General features: G+C 43.3%; 19 protein-coding genes and 1 pseudogene. All 20 read right to left on the bottom strand.

Annotated elements, in window-relative coordinates; all coding sequences use genetic code 11:
* Positions 1–2: 2 nt before the first annotated feature.
* The 20 genes and pseudogenes from flhB to fliF all read right to left on the bottom strand — a co-directional run bounded on the left by flhB (position 3) and on the right by fliF (position 18,472).
* A pseudogene (flhB, locus tag ONZ52_RS10575) lies at positions 3–1,060 on the bottom strand (flagellar type III secretion system protein FlhB).
* 72 nt (positions 1,061–1,132) lie between these two features.
* On the bottom strand, positions 1,133–1,915 hold the full coding sequence (gene fliR, locus ONZ52_RS10570; RefSeq protein WP_265218567.1) for a flagellar biosynthetic protein FliR: 783 nt from the start codon (positions 1,913–1,915) through the stop codon (positions 1,133–1,135).
* The gene (gene fliQ / locus ONZ52_RS10565; RefSeq protein ID WP_111639204.1) at positions 1,915–2,184 is read right to left on the bottom strand and encodes a flagellar biosynthesis protein FliQ; all 270 of its coding nucleotides are present in this window, start codon (positions 2,182–2,184) and stop codon (positions 1,915–1,917) included. The genes fliR and fliQ overlap by 1 nt, the downstream gene beginning before the upstream one ends.
* Before the next feature lie 2 nt (positions 2,185–2,186).
* On the bottom strand, positions 2,187–2,924 hold the full coding sequence (gene fliP, locus ONZ52_RS10560) for a flagellar type III secretion system pore protein FliP (protein ID WP_265218566.1): 738 nt from the start codon (positions 2,922–2,924) through the stop codon (positions 2,187–2,189).
* Entirely contained in the window at positions 2,921–3,265 is a 345-nt protein-coding gene (gene fliO, locus ONZ52_RS10555) for a flagellar biosynthetic protein FliO (protein WP_265218565.1), read from the bottom strand. Before fliO ends, fliP begins: the two co-directional genes overlap by 4 nt.
* 82 nt (positions 3,266–3,347) lie before the next feature.
* The gene (gene fliN, locus ONZ52_RS10550) at positions 3,348–3,809 is read right to left on the bottom strand and encodes a flagellar motor switch protein FliN (RefSeq protein WP_265218563.1); all 462 of its coding nucleotides are present in this window, start codon (positions 3,807–3,809) and stop codon (positions 3,348–3,350) included.
* Between the two features lies 1 nt (position 3,810).
* Positions 3,811–4,785, bottom strand: coding sequence for a flagellar motor switch protein FliM (fliM, locus tag ONZ52_RS10545; RefSeq protein ID WP_265218562.1), 975 nt, complete (start codon positions 4,783–4,785; stop codon positions 3,811–3,813).
* Between the two features lie 4 nt (positions 4,786–4,789).
* The gene (locus ONZ52_RS10540; protein ID WP_265218561.1) at positions 4,790–5,170 is read right to left on the bottom strand and encodes a flagellar basal body-associated FliL family protein; all 381 of its coding nucleotides are present in this window, start codon (positions 5,168–5,170) and stop codon (positions 4,790–4,792) included.
* Positions 5,157–5,294 carry a flagellar basal body-associated FliL family protein gene (locus ONZ52_RS10535; RefSeq protein WP_265218559.1) on the bottom strand — a complete coding sequence of 46 codons (138 nt, stop codon included), beginning with the start codon at positions 5,292–5,294 and terminating at the stop codon, positions 5,157–5,159. Before ONZ52_RS10535 ends, ONZ52_RS10540 begins: the two co-directional genes overlap by 14 nt.
* A 121-nt stretch (positions 5,295–5,415) precedes the next feature.
* Positions 5,416–6,972, bottom strand: coding sequence for a flagellar hook-length control protein FliK (locus ONZ52_RS10530; RefSeq protein ID WP_265218558.1), 1,557 nt, complete (start codon positions 6,970–6,972; stop codon positions 5,416–5,418).
* Positions 6,926–7,129 carry a hypothetical protein gene (locus ONZ52_RS10525; protein ID WP_265218556.1) on the bottom strand — a complete coding sequence of 68 codons (204 nt, stop codon included), beginning with the start codon at positions 7,127–7,129 and terminating at the stop codon, positions 6,926–6,928. Before ONZ52_RS10525 ends, ONZ52_RS10530 begins: the two co-directional genes overlap by 47 nt.
* Positions 7,130–7,191: 62 nt before the next feature.
* Positions 7,192–8,901: a fused response regulator/phosphatase gene (locus ONZ52_RS10520; protein WP_265218555.1), complete on the bottom strand. Its 1,710-nt coding sequence runs from the start codon at positions 8,899–8,901 to the stop codon at positions 7,192–7,194.
* A 6-nt stretch (positions 8,902–8,907) separates the two neighbouring features.
* The gene (locus tag ONZ52_RS10515) at positions 8,908–9,210 is read right to left on the bottom strand and encodes an STAS domain-containing protein (RefSeq protein ID WP_265218554.1); all 303 of its coding nucleotides are present in this window, start codon (positions 9,208–9,210) and stop codon (positions 8,908–8,910) included.
* Positions 9,211–9,240: 30 nt separating this feature from the next.
* On the bottom strand, positions 9,241–11,133 hold the full coding sequence (locus tag ONZ52_RS10510; protein WP_265218553.1) for a hypothetical protein: 1,893 nt from the start codon (positions 11,131–11,133) through the stop codon (positions 9,241–9,243).
* A 15-nt stretch (positions 11,134–11,148) separates the two neighbouring features.
* The gene (locus ONZ52_RS10505; RefSeq protein WP_265218552.1) at positions 11,149–13,026 is read right to left on the bottom strand and encodes a hypothetical protein; all 1,878 of its coding nucleotides are present in this window, start codon (positions 13,024–13,026) and stop codon (positions 11,149–11,151) included.
* Positions 13,027–13,079: 53 nt separating this feature from the next.
* Entirely contained in the window at positions 13,080–13,511 is a 432-nt protein-coding gene (fliJ, locus tag ONZ52_RS10500; protein ID WP_265218551.1) for a flagellar export protein FliJ, read from the bottom strand.
* A gap of 132 nt (positions 13,512–13,643) precedes the next feature.
* Positions 13,644–14,975, bottom strand: a complete 1,332-nt coding sequence (gene fliI, locus ONZ52_RS10495) for a flagellar protein export ATPase FliI (protein WP_265218550.1) — start codon at positions 14,973–14,975, stop codon at positions 13,644–13,646.
* A gap of 5 nt (positions 14,976–14,980) precedes the next feature.
* A complete protein-coding gene (locus tag ONZ52_RS10490) occupies positions 14,981–15,781 on the bottom strand; it encodes a FliH/SctL family protein (RefSeq protein ID WP_265218549.1) in 801 nt (266 codons plus the stop codon).
* A gap of 7 nt (positions 15,782–15,788) precedes the next feature.
* Complete coding sequence (gene fliG, locus ONZ52_RS10485; protein ID WP_265218548.1) at positions 15,789–16,799, bottom strand: flagellar motor switch protein FliG; 1,011 nt, start codon at positions 16,797–16,799, stop codon at positions 15,789–15,791.
* The gene (gene fliF, locus ONZ52_RS10480) at positions 16,796–18,472 is read right to left on the bottom strand and encodes a flagellar basal-body MS-ring/collar protein FliF (RefSeq protein ID WP_265218547.1); all 1,677 of its coding nucleotides are present in this window, start codon (positions 18,470–18,472) and stop codon (positions 16,796–16,798) included. The genes fliG and fliF overlap by 4 nt, the downstream gene beginning before the upstream one ends.
* Between the last annotated feature and the right edge of the window lie 25 nt (positions 18,473–18,497).

Raw genomic sequence — 18,497 nt, 5'->3', positions numbered from 1 at the left:
AATTAACGACCATCCCACTGAAACTCATCAGGCACATCTAAATTTGGCATTGATTCAGGCCTTGGAGCACCAGTGCGAGCATTACGCAATTGATATACATACGCCAATAACTGAGCCACCACTTTAAACAAACCTTGCGGTATTTCATCCCCGATTTCGGTGTGATGATAAATTGCCCGCGTCAATGCTGGAGATTGTATCACAGGGATATCATAGTGATTGCCCACTTCACGAATTTTCAACGCAATAAAATCACCACCTTTGGCCAATAGTATCGGCGCACGCCCCCCGCCTGATCGTATTTTAACGCCACCGAAAAGTGTGTCGGGTTGGTGATAATAACATCCGCATTTGGCACATCCGACATCATCCGGTTCATGGCGGCTTGCCGCTGCATCTGACGGATACGCCCTCTGACCAAAGGGTCACCTTCCTGTTGCTTAAACTCGTCCTTCACTTCCTGCTTGGTCATTTTAAGCTTTTCTTTATGAGACCAAACTTGAAAAGGCACATCAATCGCCGCAATTAATGCCAAGGCGAGACTCACGAAAATAAAAGACCAAATAACGATATCAATGCCGTGAGCAATCGATAATTCAACTGACTGAAAAGTAAGCCCTAGTGTCTCTGGTAAAAAATAGACAAGCACTAAATAAGACACAATACCGACTAACGTCACCTTAGCAATCGCCTTTAAAAGCTCCACCAATGATTGCACAGAAAACATTCTTTTTAAGCCAGCTATTGAGAACTCATCTTACTGAGTTTGGGCAATAAAGGCTCCCAAGAAAAATTGAGACCCACCCAAGGCAATACTCCCTATAATACCAGCAACCGCTAAAACAGACATAAGCAGAATCATTGAGTCCATCATAGCCACAACAGACTCATAGAGATGAAAAATCATCCGACTCAGATCGAATACATCATCTCGCTCAACCAAAAAATTAAAGTCAAAAATAACCGCCAAATCCCGAACCAGTAAAGTGCCAGTTCCATATAAGGTTACTGCTGCGACAATTAATAGCAGAGCCGAACTTAAATCTTTCGACCGAGCAATGTTCCCCTTATCACGTGCATCCTGAAGCTTCTTACTACTGGCACCTTCGGTTTTTCGCTGCCATCTTCGTTCTCAGCCATTTATCTGGATCCCCCATGTCGTTTTCATCCAGTCAATCATCTCTGCAAAAAACAACAAATAGATATTCAAAAAATCATCCAACATAATCCAGAAAAAGAACAACGAAAATAACATGATAATAGGAAAACCCAGTGCAAAAATATTCAATTGAGGAGAAGCCTTAGCCACGACCCCAAACGACAAGTTAATCACCAATACAGCAATAGCCAAAGGCATCACAATAAGCAAGGCTTTTTCAAACATCCACCCACCTAACAACACCAGCTGCCAATAGCGCTGGCTATCAAAGCCACCACCAATCGGCCAGTAAGTAAAACTCTCTGCTAGATACTCTATCATCACTAAATGCCCGTTCGTACCCAAAAAGGCCAGCGCAACCATCGACAAATAATACTGTCCAAGTGTGGCAACAGAAATACCGTTCGCAGGATCATTAGACATAGCAAAGCCTAATCCCGCCTTCATTGCTGCCAACTGACCCGCAAGGGAAAACAATTGAAACAAGATAGTCACAACAAAACCCAGTACAAAACCAATCACCAACTGCTCAGCAATCAAAACAATATAAGCAGGCGAAATAGGATCGTAGTTAGGTACTTCGATGACAGGAGTAATAATGATGGCAACAACGAATGAAAACGCAATACGCACTCTAGGACTGACTAGGCGACTGCCAAACAAAGGAAGTGCCATAAAAAAGGCGCCAATACGAAAAAATGGCAAAAGAAAACTAATCGTTAAATTGAGCAGCTGATCAGGATAAATCTCTAACATCAGCCTATTATCATAGGAATATTAATGAATAAACTGGTCGTGAAGTCCATCAGCTTCATTAAGATCCATGGACCTAATTGCATAATAACCAAAATGGTCACAATTAATCGGGGTAAAAAAGACAAAGTTTGCTCGTTAATCTGTGTTGCGGCCTGAAACACACTGACAATTAAGCCCACAAGTAAGCTTGGCATCATCACCACACCGACAATAAGAACAATTAAATAAAAACCTTGCCCATATAAATCTAGTACTACTTGAGGATCCATAATTAAATCCCAAAACTCGCCGCTAAAGTCCCCATAATCATAGACCAACCGTCAACCATCACAAAGAGCATGATTTTAAAAGGCAAAGAAATAATAATCGGCGATAACATCATCATACCCATTGCCATCAACACACTTGCTACGACCATATCGACAATTAAAAAAGGAATAAAAATCATAAAACCAATCTGAAAGGCCGTTTTCAACTCACTGGTCACAAAAGCAGGCATCAATATAGTGAAAGGAAGCTCCTCCATGGATTGAATTGTGCCTTCTCGGCCAGCCAGCTTCACAAAAAGTGAAATATCATCCTCTCTTGTTTGTGCAAGCATAAAATCACGGACAGGAATGGATGCGGCCTCGACAGCTTGAATAGAAGTCATTTCTTCTTTTAAATAAGGCTGTAAAGCAACTTCATTCACTTTATCTAATGTCGGCGTCATGATGAAAAGCGTTAAAAACAGCGCCATACCTATCATAATTTGGTTAGACGGTGTCTGCTGTAAACCAATCGCTTGACGCAAAATAGCCAACACAACCACGATACGGGTAAAAGAAGTCATCATCATCAAGGCGGCAGGCAAAAGCGTTAATGCCGTCATGATAAATAGAATTTGCAATGACACAGTGTAATCTTGACTACCGTCTGGATTGGTCACCACTTTTACCGCAGGCAATCCCACTTCCGCCCAAGACAATACCGGAAACGTTAACAATAAGAGTAGTACATAACGAATCATTGACTGTCTCCAGTACTTTTATTGTCAGCTGTGTTTTCTTTATCGACTTCGTCCATCACAGAGGCAAAGGATTTTGCTTTAGGCGCAAAGCTTTTCAAGTGTGTTATTGATTGAGACGTCACACCAATCAATAAACGCTCACCTTCAACCTCGACCAGCATCAATTTTTCTTTTGTACCCAGCGATTGTACATTAATGATCTTTATTTCAGATTGTCCCAACTTCATCTGGGCAAACTGAAAACGCTTCATCAACCAAAGACATGCTGGGATAAAGGCGATCACAAAGATCAAAGATATAACCACTTTCCAGATAGAGGAGGCAACAGACACTTCTTGCATGCCTGCTGCATAAAGAGGGAGAAAGCCATAGAAAACATGGCAACAAAAACACATCGAATAAGAAAAGAAAAATCAATTGCTACTACTTAAGTCGTCGAATTCGCTCACTAGGTACCACAACATCCGTCAAACGAATGCCATACTTATCATTCACCACCACTACCTCTCCGTGCGCAATCAAAGTACCGTTCACCAGCACATCCAACGGTTCACCAGCAAATCGATCCAGCTCAACAACAGAACCCTGCGTCAATTGCATTAAGTTACGAATAGCAATTTCTGTATTCCCCAACTCCATAGAGAGAACAACAGGAATATCCATAATCAAATCAAGGTCTGAGCCAACACCACCAGTTGGTACGGAAGGATTTGATAATGTTTCTAACTTAACTGGCTCAACTTTTTGCTCAGACATAGCAGCGGCCCATTCATCCTCAAGTTCTTCACCACCATTAGCGTCACCAGACTCCGACATAGCTGCCGCCCATTCATCCGCTAAATCGTCATCCATCCCTGCTGCATCTGGGTTCTGTTCTTCTGCCATGTTATTTCGCTACCTTCGTTTTAAAACTTTCTATCATTTGCACTGAATAACGCTCATTGCTTATGCCCAATTTGCCTTTGAACGTTGGCACACCATTGGCCCTAACGGTGACAAACTCTGGCATTTCTATCGGAATGATATCACCTGCTTTAAATTTTAGTACCTCACCAAGTGAAATTTTCCGATTGGCGACATTGACCGATAAATTAACATCAATCTCTTTTACATCTTGCTCGAGCGATTTCCCCCACCGATCATCTTTTTCATCGACATCACTCTGCACCCCCGCATCAAGTAACTCTCGCACCGGTTCAATCATCGAATAAGGTAACGTAATGTGTAACTCACCACCACCGCCATCTAATTCTATGTGAAAAGTAGATACCACGACGACTTCACTTGGGCTTACGATATTTGCCATCGCCGGATTCACTTCTGAACTAATGTATTCCAGCTCTAACTTTAGCACAGGCGCCCAAGCCTCGGTTAGATCCTTAAAAACCTGCTCAAGCATCAACTGTACAATGCGAATTTCAGTGGGTGTGAATTCTCGTCCTTCGATTTTAGCGTGTCGACCATCACCGCCAAAAAAATTATCAACCAATTTAAACACTAGCTTAGCATCCAGTATAAAAAGTGCCGTACTTCTTAAAGGACGAAATTTCACCAAATTCAAACTGGTTGGTACATAGAGCGTATGAACATATTCACCAAACTTCATAACCTGAAGACCGCCAGAGGATACATCCGCCGTACGTCGCAACATATTAAACAAACTAATACGAGTATAACGTGCAAAGCGTTCGTTGATCATCTCCAGGGTGGGCATGCGCCCACGCACAATGCGCTCTTGACTGGTAATATCGTAAGATGCCACACCATTGGCATCTCGATTATCCTCTTCCGCAGGCTTTTCATCGGCACCATGTAAAAGCGCATCGATTTCATCTTGGGATAATAAGTCTTGAGCTGACATAATCTTATTGCATCACAAAGTTAGTAAATAATACGGCATCAATACCACCCTGTCCTGTTTCTTGCTCTAGAATACCGTTGATGGCATCAAGAGCCGCCGCTTTTAGAGCAACCTTACCCTCAGCGGTTTGCAATTCGTCAAATGACTGACTGGAAAACAGCAAAACAAGACTGTTGCGGATCAGCGGCATATGTAAGGTTACCGCGTCGATTTGGGCCGCATTTTTTGACTTAACACTCATGTTGAGTTGAACATATCGCTGACGACCTTCAACCATGAAATCTATGGTAAAAGCAGGTGCCAAATCCAAATAAATGGATGGCTCATTCGCTAGGGCGGCGGTTTCTGACTCAGCGGAGTCACCACTAGCGCTAGGCCCACTCAATAAAAAAGTAAGCCGCAGCGCCACCACCAATTAAGACGAGAAGAAGAGCAACAATAATAATCAGTTTTTTCTTACCGCCCGACTTCCCTTCTTCTGCACCAATATCTAAACCATCTTCAGCCATATCAACAAACCTTAGCTATATCAAATTCTTTCTATAAAACGAACGCTTATAGCATCCTTATTCTCGAACAGCACTCTATTCTACAAAGAATCATACGCAGCACCATCAATTTCTCGTAAGTTTATGCATAGTAGTCAATACCCGATGCTGAGACATAAGAAACATGATTCGCCACTAATTCGTTATCAAGGTCCTCATTGGCAACCAGCCCCCCCTGATTCACGCCACTATTTCGGTAGCCTCCACGCTCTTGCGCACCCGACGTATCTTGCTGTGATACATCAACATCCGCCCTGCTTAAATCCATGCCCTGTTGTGCTAGCATTTCACGGAGACGCGCCATTTGCCCCTCCAGTAGATCCCTAGCCTGTGGCGTCGCAGCAATGAAACTCACTTGAGTATTAGAATCACTGTCTACTGATATCTTAACGGTAAGACTACCAAGCTCAGGAGGATCCAATCGAATGTGTGCAGTATGACCACCATCACGGGCAATCCAAGCCACTTTTTGCGTCATTTCCCCAGCCCATCCAGGATGTCCTGGCGGCACACTCATAGCTAAATTTTGCTGCGGATTTTGTGCGACAACCGTGGCAGCGGCTACTCCCACAGCAGCTCGATTAACATTATTTTGCAAAGAACTATTTAGACCACCTGTAGCATCATCTATAGCCTTACCATCTAGCTGCGCAGACATGCGACCTATCATCGCTTCCTGTTCTTTCTTACGCAATTCAATTGGCTCATTGATTAACACACCATCCTCTCCAAGCAAAGTCTCTGCTGAATCTGTCACGACCTCGGAAGATAAAGGGGCATCAGTAGCAGAGCCTAATAAAGCAGATGGAACGACGTCAACTCGACTTTCTTTATTAGCCGCATTGACCAACACGCCTGCCGCTAGGGCCGCTGAGGCTGTTTTCCCCACATCTAATACCGCACTCTCGGCTGCCTCTTTTGGTACAGCCTTAAGAGCCGACGCATCCATTTGAGACAGCACCCAAGATAACTCACCATTATCCTGCTCTAAAGACGTATCAGGAACACTATTATCAGCATCAACAAGTGGCATGTTCGCTTTATCTAATGGAACCGACGCTACTTGTTTATTTGTACTATTCATTAACATTCCAGCCGTGCCACCCAGTGTACTCAATACCCCCGCCTGATCAGCAACTTTATTTTCCTTTGCCATAGAACCAACAGCTTCTGTGGAGCCATCACCAAGTTGCAATGAGGCTGTTACGTTGGCACCTTCTTTTAGGTTCGTTTTTAATTCAACTGGAGGCTCAACTTGACTTTGCGCAGATACCATGGAACTTTTAGTCGGTAAATTCTCACCATCGAGCTGCAAATCTTTGCCACCTTTGATCGATGAGTTTGTCACTACAACAGTTTCATCTGAAGAAGATGTGAGAGCTGAGTTCGCCACTTTGCTTTCACCATTCACGACTGGTGAAGTTTCGATGCTAGAACTTGAAGTGGGCTTAACTAAGGAAACTTCAGTAGAAGAAGCCTCTGCAGCAATTGGGGAAGAAGCCTCAGCAGCAGACGCCTCAGCAGCAACTGAGGAAGAGGCCTCGGTAGGAGACGCCTCAGCAGCAACAGCAGAAGTCTTAACTGAAGAAGATTCAGTAGCGGGTGCCGCTGGTGCCCCCATTGGATACAGACGAACCATTCGCTACCACCTCTTTTTTTGCATTATGAGCTTCTTTGGCATTATGCAAATCCTTCGAAAAAGCCACACCGCTTTCTGAGGAAGCTTTAGCTAAGGCTGCTTTTTTAGGTGGTATACTTGACGATAAAGATAATACTGTATTTGAATCTGTGCGCATATTTTTCTCCGACAATGGAGAATGGTATGCAATTGCAAGGCCAATTTAATGACCAATCTTGTTTAACTATCCAAACCCACTTGCCAATCATAATAAGCGGTCACAGCTCGCCCTCCCTTGGAAAACTCCAACTTAGAACAAAGCTGATCCAATAAGGCCAAGCCACGATTATACAATAACTCCGTATTGGATATATCGAAATTCACGCGCTTAAAATCAAACCCTGAGCCACTGTCTTCTACATACAAAACAAGTGCTCGGCGATGATTATCCGACGTTACTTTCACTGAAATCTTAACGTAGCCATTAGTCAATTTAGCCAAACGACTTTCACGTTCCTCATAATATTCTGAAAAACCATCGCTTGAACTCTTCTTTTCCGAGTTAAGCTGCAAAACACCATGCTCAAGTGCATTTGAGTATAATTCAGATAAAATCATAAATATCTGACTTGAAAAGCTGCTTAATCCTGGCACTGTTGTCAGTATTTGCAACACATAAGGCAACGGGTCTGTGTTCCTCAGAGAATGGGCGTTTAAAACATACTCAAAGGAAAAATCTGCGGGCGCTTCATGATGCGCTAATGAATACTCTCGTTCTGAAGAGTCAATCCCAATATTGGCATCAAGACGGACACTAAGACAGGACATATCATCATGAGGGTTTTTCAATACCCCTTCTTGCTCTAACTGCTCAATCAGCCAATTTACTGAATGATCAGCGTCAATATGTCCTTGATAAAGTGGATTGAGAATAGAATGACAAAACATCTGTCCAGATGCATCTTGGGCTTCATAAACACCATCAGAAAATGCCATCAATCTATCTCCTGGGCGAAAAGAGATGGGATCGATTTGGCATTCAAAGGCATCTGGAGACAATACCCCCAGAGGCAAATTTTTTGAGGGAAAACGGATTGGCTGACTCGCTTTTTCAGAAAAAAACAACACGTCAGGCAAACCACCATTCCAAATTTCAATACTTTTATCGTTGACCTTGATATCAATAAATACAGCACTGCAGAACATATTAGCAGGCAAAATACGTTTAAGACGCGCATTTATTTCCGGAATAATCTGACGCATCAGAAACCCTTTCTTTGTCCAATCAAAGAAAATATCAGCGAGGGGTAATGCACCAATGGCGGCAGACAGTCCGTGACCGGTAAAATCCCCCAGTAATAGGTGCATTCCACCATTAGGTTTATAAGCCGCTAAAATAACATCGCCATTAAAAGTATGAGTTCCATAATGGAAAGTAGATAAAGCAGGGTCTTTCAAACAATTCGAATGCGTTATATTTTCATAAACGACCTTTGCGATGTCTTGGTCATTAAGCAATTGTTCATTGTATGTACGCATCGCATCGCGTTGTTCTTCAAGCTTTTTTTGCATAACCAATAAACGCACAATGGCATTTAACTTTGCGGTTATAAGAGCAGGACTATAAGGTTTGGAAATAAAGTCTGTTCCCCCAATTCTCAAACAATTAGACAAGGCAATAGGATCAGACACACCAGAAAGAAAAATAATAGGAACAAAAACATCACCAGCAATACGCTGAATCTCAAAGGCAGCTTCCCAACCATCTTTATGAGGCATCTTAATGTCTAAACATACTAACTGAATAGTATGAGGATCAAATTTATCAATTGCATCTTGCCCATCGACAGCAGACACTACTTTATGCCCAAATTGACTCAAAATCGCTTTTAACAGAATACGATCAGACGGATTATCATCAGCAATCAATATGGTTAAAATTTGCTCCATACAACACTACTCGGTAATATTAAAAAGGCGATGAAAGTTTGCAATTTTAAGAATATCAATCACCGCGCCATTGGCATAAAGCAAACGAACTTGAGCCTTATCCCCACCAGCATGATCTCTTAGTAACAACAACATACCAAGGGCAGAACTGTCTAAGTAGACCACATCTGCTAAATTTACATCATAAGATGTGGCTGTAGTGACGCTCGCAAAGGCTTCCTTGAACATTTTATGGCAGCTGTAATCAAATCGACCATCAATCTTAATGGTCAAGCACCCTGTTTTTTTATCAAAAAAACTTTCAACCACAGCCTACTCCTTAAGTAAGAGTGGAAGATATTACAAGCCATTCCACTCATCATTAGATTTTTTTGTTGATGTATCTTCATCATCAATGGATACATCAGGCGGCATTTTCGCCATTACAACATGAATGCGCTCAATCATCTCAGAAACAGATTCTCTGGCTCTCTCTAAACGAGCTATGCCTACGCTTCGATCTGACTCCAGCAGAGACAAAGTTGAGGCAGCCATAGACTTCATACCTTCAATTTGCTCTTGAACCTGACTAATATCGTGCTCTATATCTACAGCAAAGCGACGACGAACTGCTTCGCTTTCACCTTCCGTTGCAGCAAGACTATTTAATACTCCTGCACGCACTTCATTTAGATAACGATCAACCTCGCCTAACAGAAACACATCGGATGATAGGTCTTTCTCAACTAACGCTAGACGCTGCAAGACCAATTCATAACCCAATATAAAAGAGTCTCTAACTTGCCCCGAAAGCCAAGCAATAGTATTCAGCTCAACCTTCACACCTTCAAGAGAGGAGGAATCCACCGAAACTAGCTCTTTCACTGATACTTCATTGTGATCTGTTTCTTCGTCAATTAGGGATGCTATTTGTTGTAATTTAGTAATTTTTTCAACGGAATGTGTTCGCACTGTGGCGGCATTAAGGAGATCGAACAGTGACGTCACTTTTTGACGCATCGTCTCCAAAGAGATCGCAAAACCTGCATAAGGAGACTCTTGGCGCAATACGCGAATAGGCGCATCCCATACATCTTGCTCAAGTAATTTCAAACTGTGGTGCAAGATATCCAGTTCTGCGGTGTCTGATTTTGAGCGAATAGCAATAAAACGTTGCAAGTCTTCCACCTCAACCGCGCTATCAGATACAAAAGAAACAACGCTTAACCAGTACACGCCACCTTGTAAGTTTAACTTTAATGCCACATCAGACAATAAAATCGAATCCGTAATACGTTCTCCTGTCGGATCATCTAAACCAGCATCGATACCAAACAAAGACTCAAACACCGCTGTATTGCGGAACCACAGTCGCTCAGCTCCTGCGCTTAACCAAGCAATATCTCCCTGTTGGTTGGTGACCAAAAACGGTTCATCAACTTCGGCCAATGCTTTTTCGATTAAGTTGAGATTGTCACTTTTTTGCTTGATATCGAAATCTCGTGATGCCAATTCGTTATCCACCAAATGGCTTAAATCGGTAAATTCATCAACCACATTACGGGAAGGAAACACGGAAGCATGCCCGCGCTTTCGATGATCAACCACGTAATGCAAAGCAGAAAAACCAGAACGCAACTGACGGCCAAATCGAATAGACAATGCTAAAATAGACATGGCAAGCACAGAGAAGAGCACAACATGCATCCAAATTAACTGATCAGCAAACACCCGACGCTCATACTCAACATCAACACGAACTTGTAGCAAGCCATCACTGATTTCCTCTAAGGTTTCAAAAGCACGATAAATCTCACTCCGCTCTTCATTCGTCAAAGAAGACGTGTTTAACTCTCTTTGCGATAACGTATCTAATAACGCAAGAGATGACGCAATATCCGCTCCAAGCGTAGACTCAAAACGCTTAAGATTAAGCTCAATCAACTTATATTCGCTGACCAACATCTGATGCAAATAGCTAGGAGAGTACAAAGAATCATTATTAGAGTCATGAGTTTGGCGGTCTTCAACTAATAGCCATTGCAGCCAATGCTCCTCTGCGCTATGCACCAACCCTAATAATTCACCTAGCCTTCCTTGCTGGACATTCTGTCGTTCTACATTGCCATTCACCAGAAAATACATGCCAGCAAAAGTCGATAGCAACACAAACAACACAATAACAACGCCTTTCTGCAAACCACTAATCAGTTCTTTTCGTGGCGCACCAAACGGTAAATGTCGTGTATTCATAATCTATAATCACTTTTAAACTAATGATAAAGAAGCTGATAAGCCAGCAACAAAAGACAAAAAATTCTTTTTATCAATCATCACCGCATCCTCTTGTAAGGACATCAAATGACGTTTCTCATCGCTACAACAAAACAGTTCCAAAAACGAAGCAAACTCTCGAACATAATGAGCATTGGGCAATGAAGCCCCCCAGTCACAAAACTCAAAAGGCAACACAATGGACTCCCCCATACCGCCAAGGATCATGGAGAAACCTCCTTTCCCACCTGCCGACCCGCCCCCATCACTTACAAAATCTCTCGAGAGCACTTTATCAAAACAATGACCTTCATGAATAATAAAAGATTTCCAACTGAATTTATCATTATCAATATAAACAGCAGAAAAAGGCGGCTGATACGGCAATATCGCCAATACCAACTCCGCGTCTACCCAAAACATCCTGCCACAGACCTTACCAAAATAATAACCATTCTTAGAAAAGCCCAGTGATTTATCTTTTCCAGACCCAATCGATGTGGTAGGCAGACGATCCGAACGGAACAACCAAGGCTCTATCAGCGGACGATTCACTCGACTAAGCCAAACATTTTTTACCCAAGCTCGTGGTGTTGACATAATAGAACACACACCTTCTACATCACGTATCGCAGTATAAGGTACGGCAAAGTATTGTCCTCCTTGCCTAACCACCAAGACTTGATCAATGCACTGAGGCAATAAACAAAATGCGACATCAACAGAAGTCAATAAACATGCCGTCAACACCACCTCAGCCTCAATACCAGCGGTCACACGAAACAATAACAATGCCTCATGACGACGTAACTGGTGCTCAGTAACCGCATAAGTGCCAAGGCATTCTTCACGATCAAATACAAAACACCCGAAGCTGGTATCGAGTTCGTACAAAAAACATGATAAAAAATCACGCCCTAATCGACTTAGATAGGCCATTTCTGAATACCTCTGCTCTGGTAAACAGGACCCGATATAAAAGATTCCACCATGGCGTAACGGAAAGTATTTGGCATTATCATCAAGTTTAAACTGGGAGCAGTCATGCGGAATAGGCACCAAACGATCCGGTGACTCAAAAATACAATCGTCAGATGCGAATAGTCTGTTAAAAGGCTGATAAAATAGACGCTCAAATGTCTTTTCATACTCACCCAATAACCGATAACGGGCATCCCGCCGCATTGATGAATGTTGAAAAATCGGCAAAAAACTTAATTCGCATAAAGTTCTTAAAGACATATCCTCATTAACTGACGCTACTTGCCATTGTAATTGAGGGTATTTCATCTGAAGCCATTCCAGCGACTGCGCACTGACTAACCTAAATAGGCCATTTACGTTTCCATCGTTGACCGTATCCAAATCAAAAGAAACCTGCCCTACACGAGCAAGATCCATTAAATAGGCATCCACGCTAATAGATTCAGATTGACTAGCACCTAGTCGAGCCAGATAATTCACGTAACTAGGCAAAACTGTTTCTTTATTGAGAACGGACACGACTTCCTGCCAGCAGGAACGCTCAATGGACAATAAATAATACAGTTGCTCTGAACGCCCCCCACCTAACTGACATGCAATCGCCACCTGAACAAGCGCGTCAGCCGAAGAGAAGAAAGCCTTATGGTAACGCGATACATACGGCGAACCTGAAACTAAAAGATGCTCAATTGCAGAAATAAAAGAAGAAAGTCGGTGGTGATAGTCTGCATAAGAAATACTAACCTGAGTATTTTTTTGAAAAGACAAAAGCGCTAAATGAAGCGCTTCTAAACCTTGCTCAGGAGAATGGGCATAGTTGTACAACGCCTTTTCTATTTCCGAAATCGGCAAAGACAAATCGATGATTCCATTATCCTGTCGCGCCATATTTTACTCTAGCAATAGACTAAGCGGTTATGTAAATAAGGTTTGAACATTCGTTACATAGAGTCCAAAAAACGCCGCATGGCAAATTCGTCACTTTGACGTTGTTCTTGTTTTGCCTCAACAGCCAACTCTACTTTGTGGCTTTTTTCTTTTAACCAATCCATACTTTTTGTTTTAGTACGAGTTTGCAACCAACGACGCATACTCATATCCGCTTGCTGCTCCGCTCGACCTACGGCAGCTTCTTGTTGAACTATGGCCTGCTGAACACGGTCAACGAAATGCTGATAATTTGTCGTCAGGTATGGACTCAACCCAAGGAGGTTACGTTCTGACTCATATTGCCCAGCGTAATCTTTTAACTCATTCAATTTTTTAAGATCATGCTGCACTTTTGCTTTATCACGAGCAAGCTGCTGGGCAGCGACATCCTCTTTGCGTTTAGCAAGATCAACCAAAATTTGCATCCTACGGGATTTCTTCATTCCCTCCCCCTGTATAGAGATCGTTGAGCAAGTGATAAACGTAACCAAAGCAAGTAGACAAGGATGATTTCAGTGATTACAAAAGAATACTTGTTAATAAAAAGAATGGTAGACGTTTTTATAAGTGTTCGTCTACTGCCCTTTTGTCATCGCAGCGACTAACGCACCCAGACTCTGATCAATGGTAAAACTTTCTGTTAGAGACTGCTGTAAAAAAAGACGAATTTCAGGCATTTGTATAATCGCTTGATCCAAGTCTGGATCACTGCCTCTGGCATACGCTCCTACGGAAATAAGATCCTGATTTTGCTGGAACTTAGAATAAAGCTGCTTCACCCTCATAGCACCGTACAAATGATCTTGGCTAACGATATGAGGCATGGCTCGAGAGATCGACGCCTCAATATCGATAGCAGGATAATGACCTTCTTCTGCCAGACGCCTAGACAACACTATGTGACCATCCAAAATAGCCCTAGAAGCATCTGCAATAGGGTCTTGTTGATCATCTCCCTCCGTTAGAACGGTATAAAATGCCGTCACTGAACCACCACCTTCGCAGCCATTACCAGCACGTTCTACCAGCTGAGGCAATTTAGAAAATACGGAAGGTGGATAACCTTTTGTCGCAGGTGGCTCCCCAACGGATAAGGCTATTTCTCGCTGCGCTTGGGCATATCGCGTCAAAGAATCCATCAATAACAACACATTCTTACCTTGATCTCGATAATATTCCGCAATACGGGTAGCTAACATAGCAGCACGCAATCGCATAAGAGCTGAATCATCCGCTGGAGAAGCCACGACTACAGAACGAGCCAACCCCTCTTCACCAAGAATCTGATCAATAAACTCTTTAACTTCTCGTCCCCGCTCCCCTATGAGACCAACAACGGTAATGTCTGCTTCGGTAAATTTTGTCATCATACCAAGCAACATACTCTTACCGACGCCACTGCCTGCAAACAGACCTAACCTTTGTCCTTTACCTACAGTGAGCAAGCTATTAATAGCTTTAATACCAACATCTAAAGGTTCACTGATTGGCTTACGTTGCAATGGATTAATAACAGTGCCATGCAGTGTCACAGAATCTTTGGTTTTAATAGGCCCTTTACCATCTAGTGGCTTGCCTAATCCATTCACAACGCGACCTAATAACTCATCCCCCACTGGCATTCTACTGTCCCCAAGCAAAGGACGAACTCGTGCCCCGGGCGATATCCCTTCAATGGCTTCTGTCGGCATTAGGTAAGTCAGGTCACCGGTAAAGCCAACCACTTCTGATTCGACCCAGCGATCTTTTCGAACTTGAACAGAACAACGATCGCCTAAAGCAACCACACAGCCTACCGCCTCCATGGTCAAGCCAACCATACGGGTAACCTTCCCTTCAAGCTGCGGAGGTAACGCGGACACAGACACACTACTGAGTTTACTAAGACGTTCGGTAAGGGTTGGCATGACAACTAGCTATCAAGTAATGAAAGGTGACGAAGTTCTTCCCAAACGGCTTCTAGCCTTTGTTCAAGCCGTCCATCAATATGAAAAGATTTAGAGTCAATGACAAAGCTGCCACTAACAAGAGAGTCATCGGCTTCGACTTGCAAGGTGAGTCTACTTTTCACGCCTAGTTCTTCTAGAACCACAATATCATTTGAGTGCAATCTCAGCCGTACACGGCCTTCATATTCACCAATTTCATCAAACACTCGGGTCAACTGCTCTTTTAAAACCTTATGCCCTTCTTGCTGCATTTTTGCAAGGCAAACGTTTTCAACTATTCTCGCCATAGAATGATATAAGACATCTTCAACAGCGGTACGACTTTCCTCTAAAGGCGATGTAATTTCTTTTACAATATTCGCTAATAACGCTTCAATAGACTCTAATTGCGCTTCGGCTACTTCTCGAGCCTGAGCCTTTCCCTCTTCAATACCTAAAAGCCGGCCTTCCTCATGACCTTTTTCAAAGCCATCGACTTCCCCTTTCGCAAATCCATCAGAATGGCCTTTTTTATGACCTTCTTCTTCCCCTTGGATAAAACCTTCATCATAAGCCGCACTGCGAATTTCTTCTAACTGCGAAGCCGTAAGAGGCTCATACACCAAAGAATCCTGATCCACTTCCTCCGTGGTCACCATGGTGTCTTTTTGAATAAGAATAGCAGGACCAGAATGCTCACGCGGCGCGTTATTCTCTAAATGGGGAAGCTCCCAGCGCTCATAAGCTGTCAGCTTACGCTCACTTTTTTCCTGTTTATCAGACATAACCTAACTAAACCATCTGCTCACCGCCGCCACCGAGGACTATCTCCCCGTTCTCAGCAAGGCGTCTGGCCACGGCCAATATTTCTTTTTGAGCCACTTCCACTTCACTGACCCGTACAGGACCTTTTGCTTCTAAATCATCCCTCAACATATCGGCCGCACGAGATGACATGTTCTTAAAGATTTTATCTTGCATGTCTGGATCAGCCCCTTTAAGCGCTAAAATCAGGGTTTCAGACTCTACCTCTCGCAGAATTACTTGAATACCGCGGTCATCCACGTCTAATAAGTTATCAAAGACGAACATCAAATCCTGAATAGTATTCGCCAAATCTTCATCCACATCACGAATAGACTCCATGAGTTCAGATTCTACCGAGCTATCGATAAAGTTCATAATATTGGCAGCGGTGCGGACACCACCAATAGTGGTTGACTGTGTAGAATTATTTCCGGAGAACTGGCGTTCCAGTATATTGTTTAACTCTTGCAAAGCAGCGGGCTGCACTGTTTCCAAAGCCGCCACACGTAACACTATGTCTAAACGAACTCGCTCATCAAAATTGGCAAGGATATCAGCCGCTTGATCAGGGTCTAAATAAGAAATAACAATTGCCTGAATTTGCGGATGCTCATAACGAATAACATCCGCAACAGCTCGCGATTCCATCCATTTGAGGGTATCCAAACCCGTCGTATTACCACCAAGCAAAATTCGATCAATCAAACTGCCCGCTTTCTCTTCACCCAACGCCTCGCGAAGCATATTTCGAATGTACCCATCCGCTCCCAAACCTAACCCCGTTTGGTCTCCCACTAACACCAGAAAATCATCCAAGACTTTTTCAACCTGATGGCGCTGGATATTGGAGAGCTGCGCCATCGTTTGACCAATCTTCTGGACTTCTTTTGGCCCCATATGCTTCAAAATTTGCGCAGCGTCCGACTCCCCCAGCGACATCAGAAGTACGGCTGCCTTTTGAACGGAACTTAACTCTGCGCCTTGGTTTTCACTCATTTACTTTCCATTACCCATTGTTTAACCACTTGAGCCACACGCTCTGGCTCTTCTGCTATCAAACCACGAATCGCATTTAACTGGCGATCAATTTTCTCAGGAGAGCCGGGCACCAATATATCTTCTGCACTAACAAGAGAGACTTGATCATCTGAAATCTCATCCGTCTCATCAGAAAAAATAGCCGCTTCAGTGTCTTCGGTAACCGCAATCTTATTTTGGTCGCTAAGGGCTTTCAAGATTGGACGAACCACGACCAACAGCAATACAAGCACAAATATACCAACCAAAGTAGGCTGAATTAAACTCAAGAACCACGCCTGCTGATAAAACGGCAACTCAATCTCTGGTTCCTCTGGGTCAGGCAGAGCAAAGGGAGAATTAATAACACTCACACTGTCGCCCCGAGAGGGATCGTAACCAACGGCATCACGCACTAATAACGTTAAACGCCCAAGTTCATCATCGCTCCACGGCGTTCTCACAACCGCAGACGTATCAGGGTTCAGGCTGACCAAATCATCCACGACAACCGCCACTGACAGCCGTCTCACCATACCTTGCTGACGTTTTGTATAACTAATACTTCTATCAAGCTCAAAATTACGTGTGGTTTCTTCGCGAGATTGCCTGTTTGTCCCAGTGGAATTTCCACCTATCGGTGCGCCGTTTTCATCAACGGCTTCAGGAACAGAGACAGCACCAGGAGGCTGATTAGTCAATGCGCCTGGAATACCTCCCGTATTTGCACCTGCACCGCGATTTTCTCTTAATGTTTGTTCACTACGCAGGGCCAAAAGGTCTGGGTTGTACTGCTCATCTGTCTTTTCTACTGCCGTAAAATCAACATCAGCCGACACTTCTGCTTTAAAACGTCCTTGACCAATCACTGGACCAAGAATGTTGTTCACCCGTTGCAATAGGACATCTTCTACTTTTCGAGCGTAATCAAACTGCTTACCCGCCACAGACAACTCAGAATCCGTATCTTTTTCCGTCAATAACGTGCCACGTTGATCAACAACGGTGACATCCTTATCGCTTAACTGGGAAATACTCGACGCCACCAAATTCACTATCGCTTCCACTTGGCTGCGATCTAAACGTCGTCCAGGGTAAAGCTCTAGAAAAACCGATGCGGAAGGCTTACGCGTATCGCGCACAAATACCGACTCTTTTGGAATCGCCAAATGTACACGAGCACTTTTGATACTCTGCAGGCTAGAGATAGTACGACTCAATTCACCTTCTAAACCTCGTCTGTAACGGGTCGTTTCGACAAATTGTGAGGTACCAAGTCCTTGCTCTTGATCCATTATTTCCATACCGACAATGTTATCGGAAACAATACCTGAACCGGCGAGTTTTAGTCGCGCCTGATGGTAGTAATCGGCCTCAACAAGCAAAGCACCTGTATTCTGATCTAGTTTGAAAGGAATGTTGTTAACACTGAGAATTTCGACGATCTGATCGGCATTATAATCAGTAATGCTGCTTAAAACAGGCTTATAGTCTGGTCCGTTACTCCATAAAACCGCCGCCAAGCCAATTGCGATAGATGCAGCTAAACCGACCATTAATGCCAGCTGACGTATAACGGTCAGCTTGTTAAAGCCGGTAACTAACTCTAAGTAGAGCTTTTGCTCCGATTGTTCTGCAGGGACATTATCCATTAAAAAGCGCCAAGCGGTTTATTAC

It is taken from the genome of Marinomonas rhodophyticola (assembly GCF_026113935.1).
In the GTDB taxonomy this organism is placed as follows: Bacteria; Pseudomonadota; Gammaproteobacteria; order Pseudomonadales; family Marinomonadaceae; genus Marinomonas; species Marinomonas rhodophyticola.
Note: the sequence above shows the minus strand (reverse complement) of the source record. Positions and strands in the feature narration are given on the sequence as shown.

What these genes read in the sequence shown, in the direction of transcription:
- fliR (WP_265218567.1), bottom strand. Translation starts at nt 1,915, where the DNA reads ATGTTAGAGATTTATCCTGATCAGCTGCTCAATTTAACGATTAGTTTT.
- fliQ (WP_111639204.1), bottom strand. Translation starts at nt 2,184, where the DNA reads ATGGATCCTCAAGTAGTACTAGATTTATATGGGCAAGGTTTTTATTTA.
- fliP (WP_265218566.1), bottom strand. Translation starts at nt 2,924, where the DNA reads ATGATTCGTTATGTACTACTCTTATTGTTAACGTTTCCGGTATTGTCT.
- fliO (WP_265218565.1), bottom strand. Translation starts at nt 3,265, where the DNA reads ATGCAAGAAGTGTCTGTTGCCTCCTCTATCTGGAAAGTGGTTATATCT.
- fliN (WP_265218563.1), bottom strand. Translation starts at nt 3,809, where the DNA reads ATGGCAGAAGAACAGAACCCAGATGCAGCAGGGATGGATGACGATTTA.
- fliM (WP_265218562.1), bottom strand. Translation starts at nt 4,785, where the DNA reads ATGTCAGCTCAAGACTTATTATCCCAAGATGAAATCGATGCGCTTTTA.
- ONZ52_RS10535 (WP_265218559.1), bottom strand. Translation starts at nt 5,294, where the DNA reads ATGGCTGAAGATGGTTTAGATATTGGTGCAGAAGAAGGGAAGTCGGGC.
- ONZ52_RS10530 (WP_265218558.1), bottom strand. Translation starts at nt 6,972, where the DNA reads ATGGTTCGTCTGTATCCAATGGGGGCACCAGCGGCACCCGCTACTGAA.
- ONZ52_RS10525 (WP_265218556.1), bottom strand. Translation starts at nt 7,129, where the DNA reads ATGCGCACAGATTCAAATACAGTATTATCTTTATCGTCAAGTATACCA.
- ONZ52_RS10520 (WP_265218555.1), bottom strand. Translation starts at nt 8,901, where the DNA reads ATGGAGCAAATTTTAACCATATTGATTGCTGATGATAATCCGTCTGAT.
- ONZ52_RS10510 (WP_265218553.1), bottom strand. Translation starts at nt 11,133, where the DNA reads ATGAATACACGACATTTACCGTTTGGTGCGCCACGAAAAGAACTGATT.
- ONZ52_RS10505 (WP_265218552.1), bottom strand. Translation starts at nt 13,026, where the DNA reads ATGGCGCGACAGGATAATGGAATCATCGATTTGTCTTTGCCGATTTCG.
- fliJ (WP_265218551.1), bottom strand. Translation starts at nt 13,511, where the DNA reads ATGAAGAAATCCCGTAGGATGCAAATTTTGGTTGATCTTGCTAAACGC.
- fliI (WP_265218550.1), bottom strand. Translation starts at nt 14,975, where the DNA reads ATGCCAACCCTTACCGAACGTCTTAGTAAACTCAGTAGTGTGTCTGTG.
- ONZ52_RS10490 (WP_265218549.1), bottom strand. Translation starts at nt 15,781, where the DNA reads ATGTCTGATAAACAGGAAAAAAGTGAGCGTAAGCTGACAGCTTATGAG.
- fliG (WP_265218548.1), bottom strand. Translation starts at nt 16,799, where the DNA reads ATGAGTGAAAACCAAGGCGCAGAGTTAAGTTCCGTTCAAAAGGCAGCC.
- fliF (WP_265218547.1), bottom strand. Translation starts at nt 18,472, where the DNA reads ATGGATAATGTCCCTGCAGAACAATCGGAGCAAAAGCTCTACTTAGAG.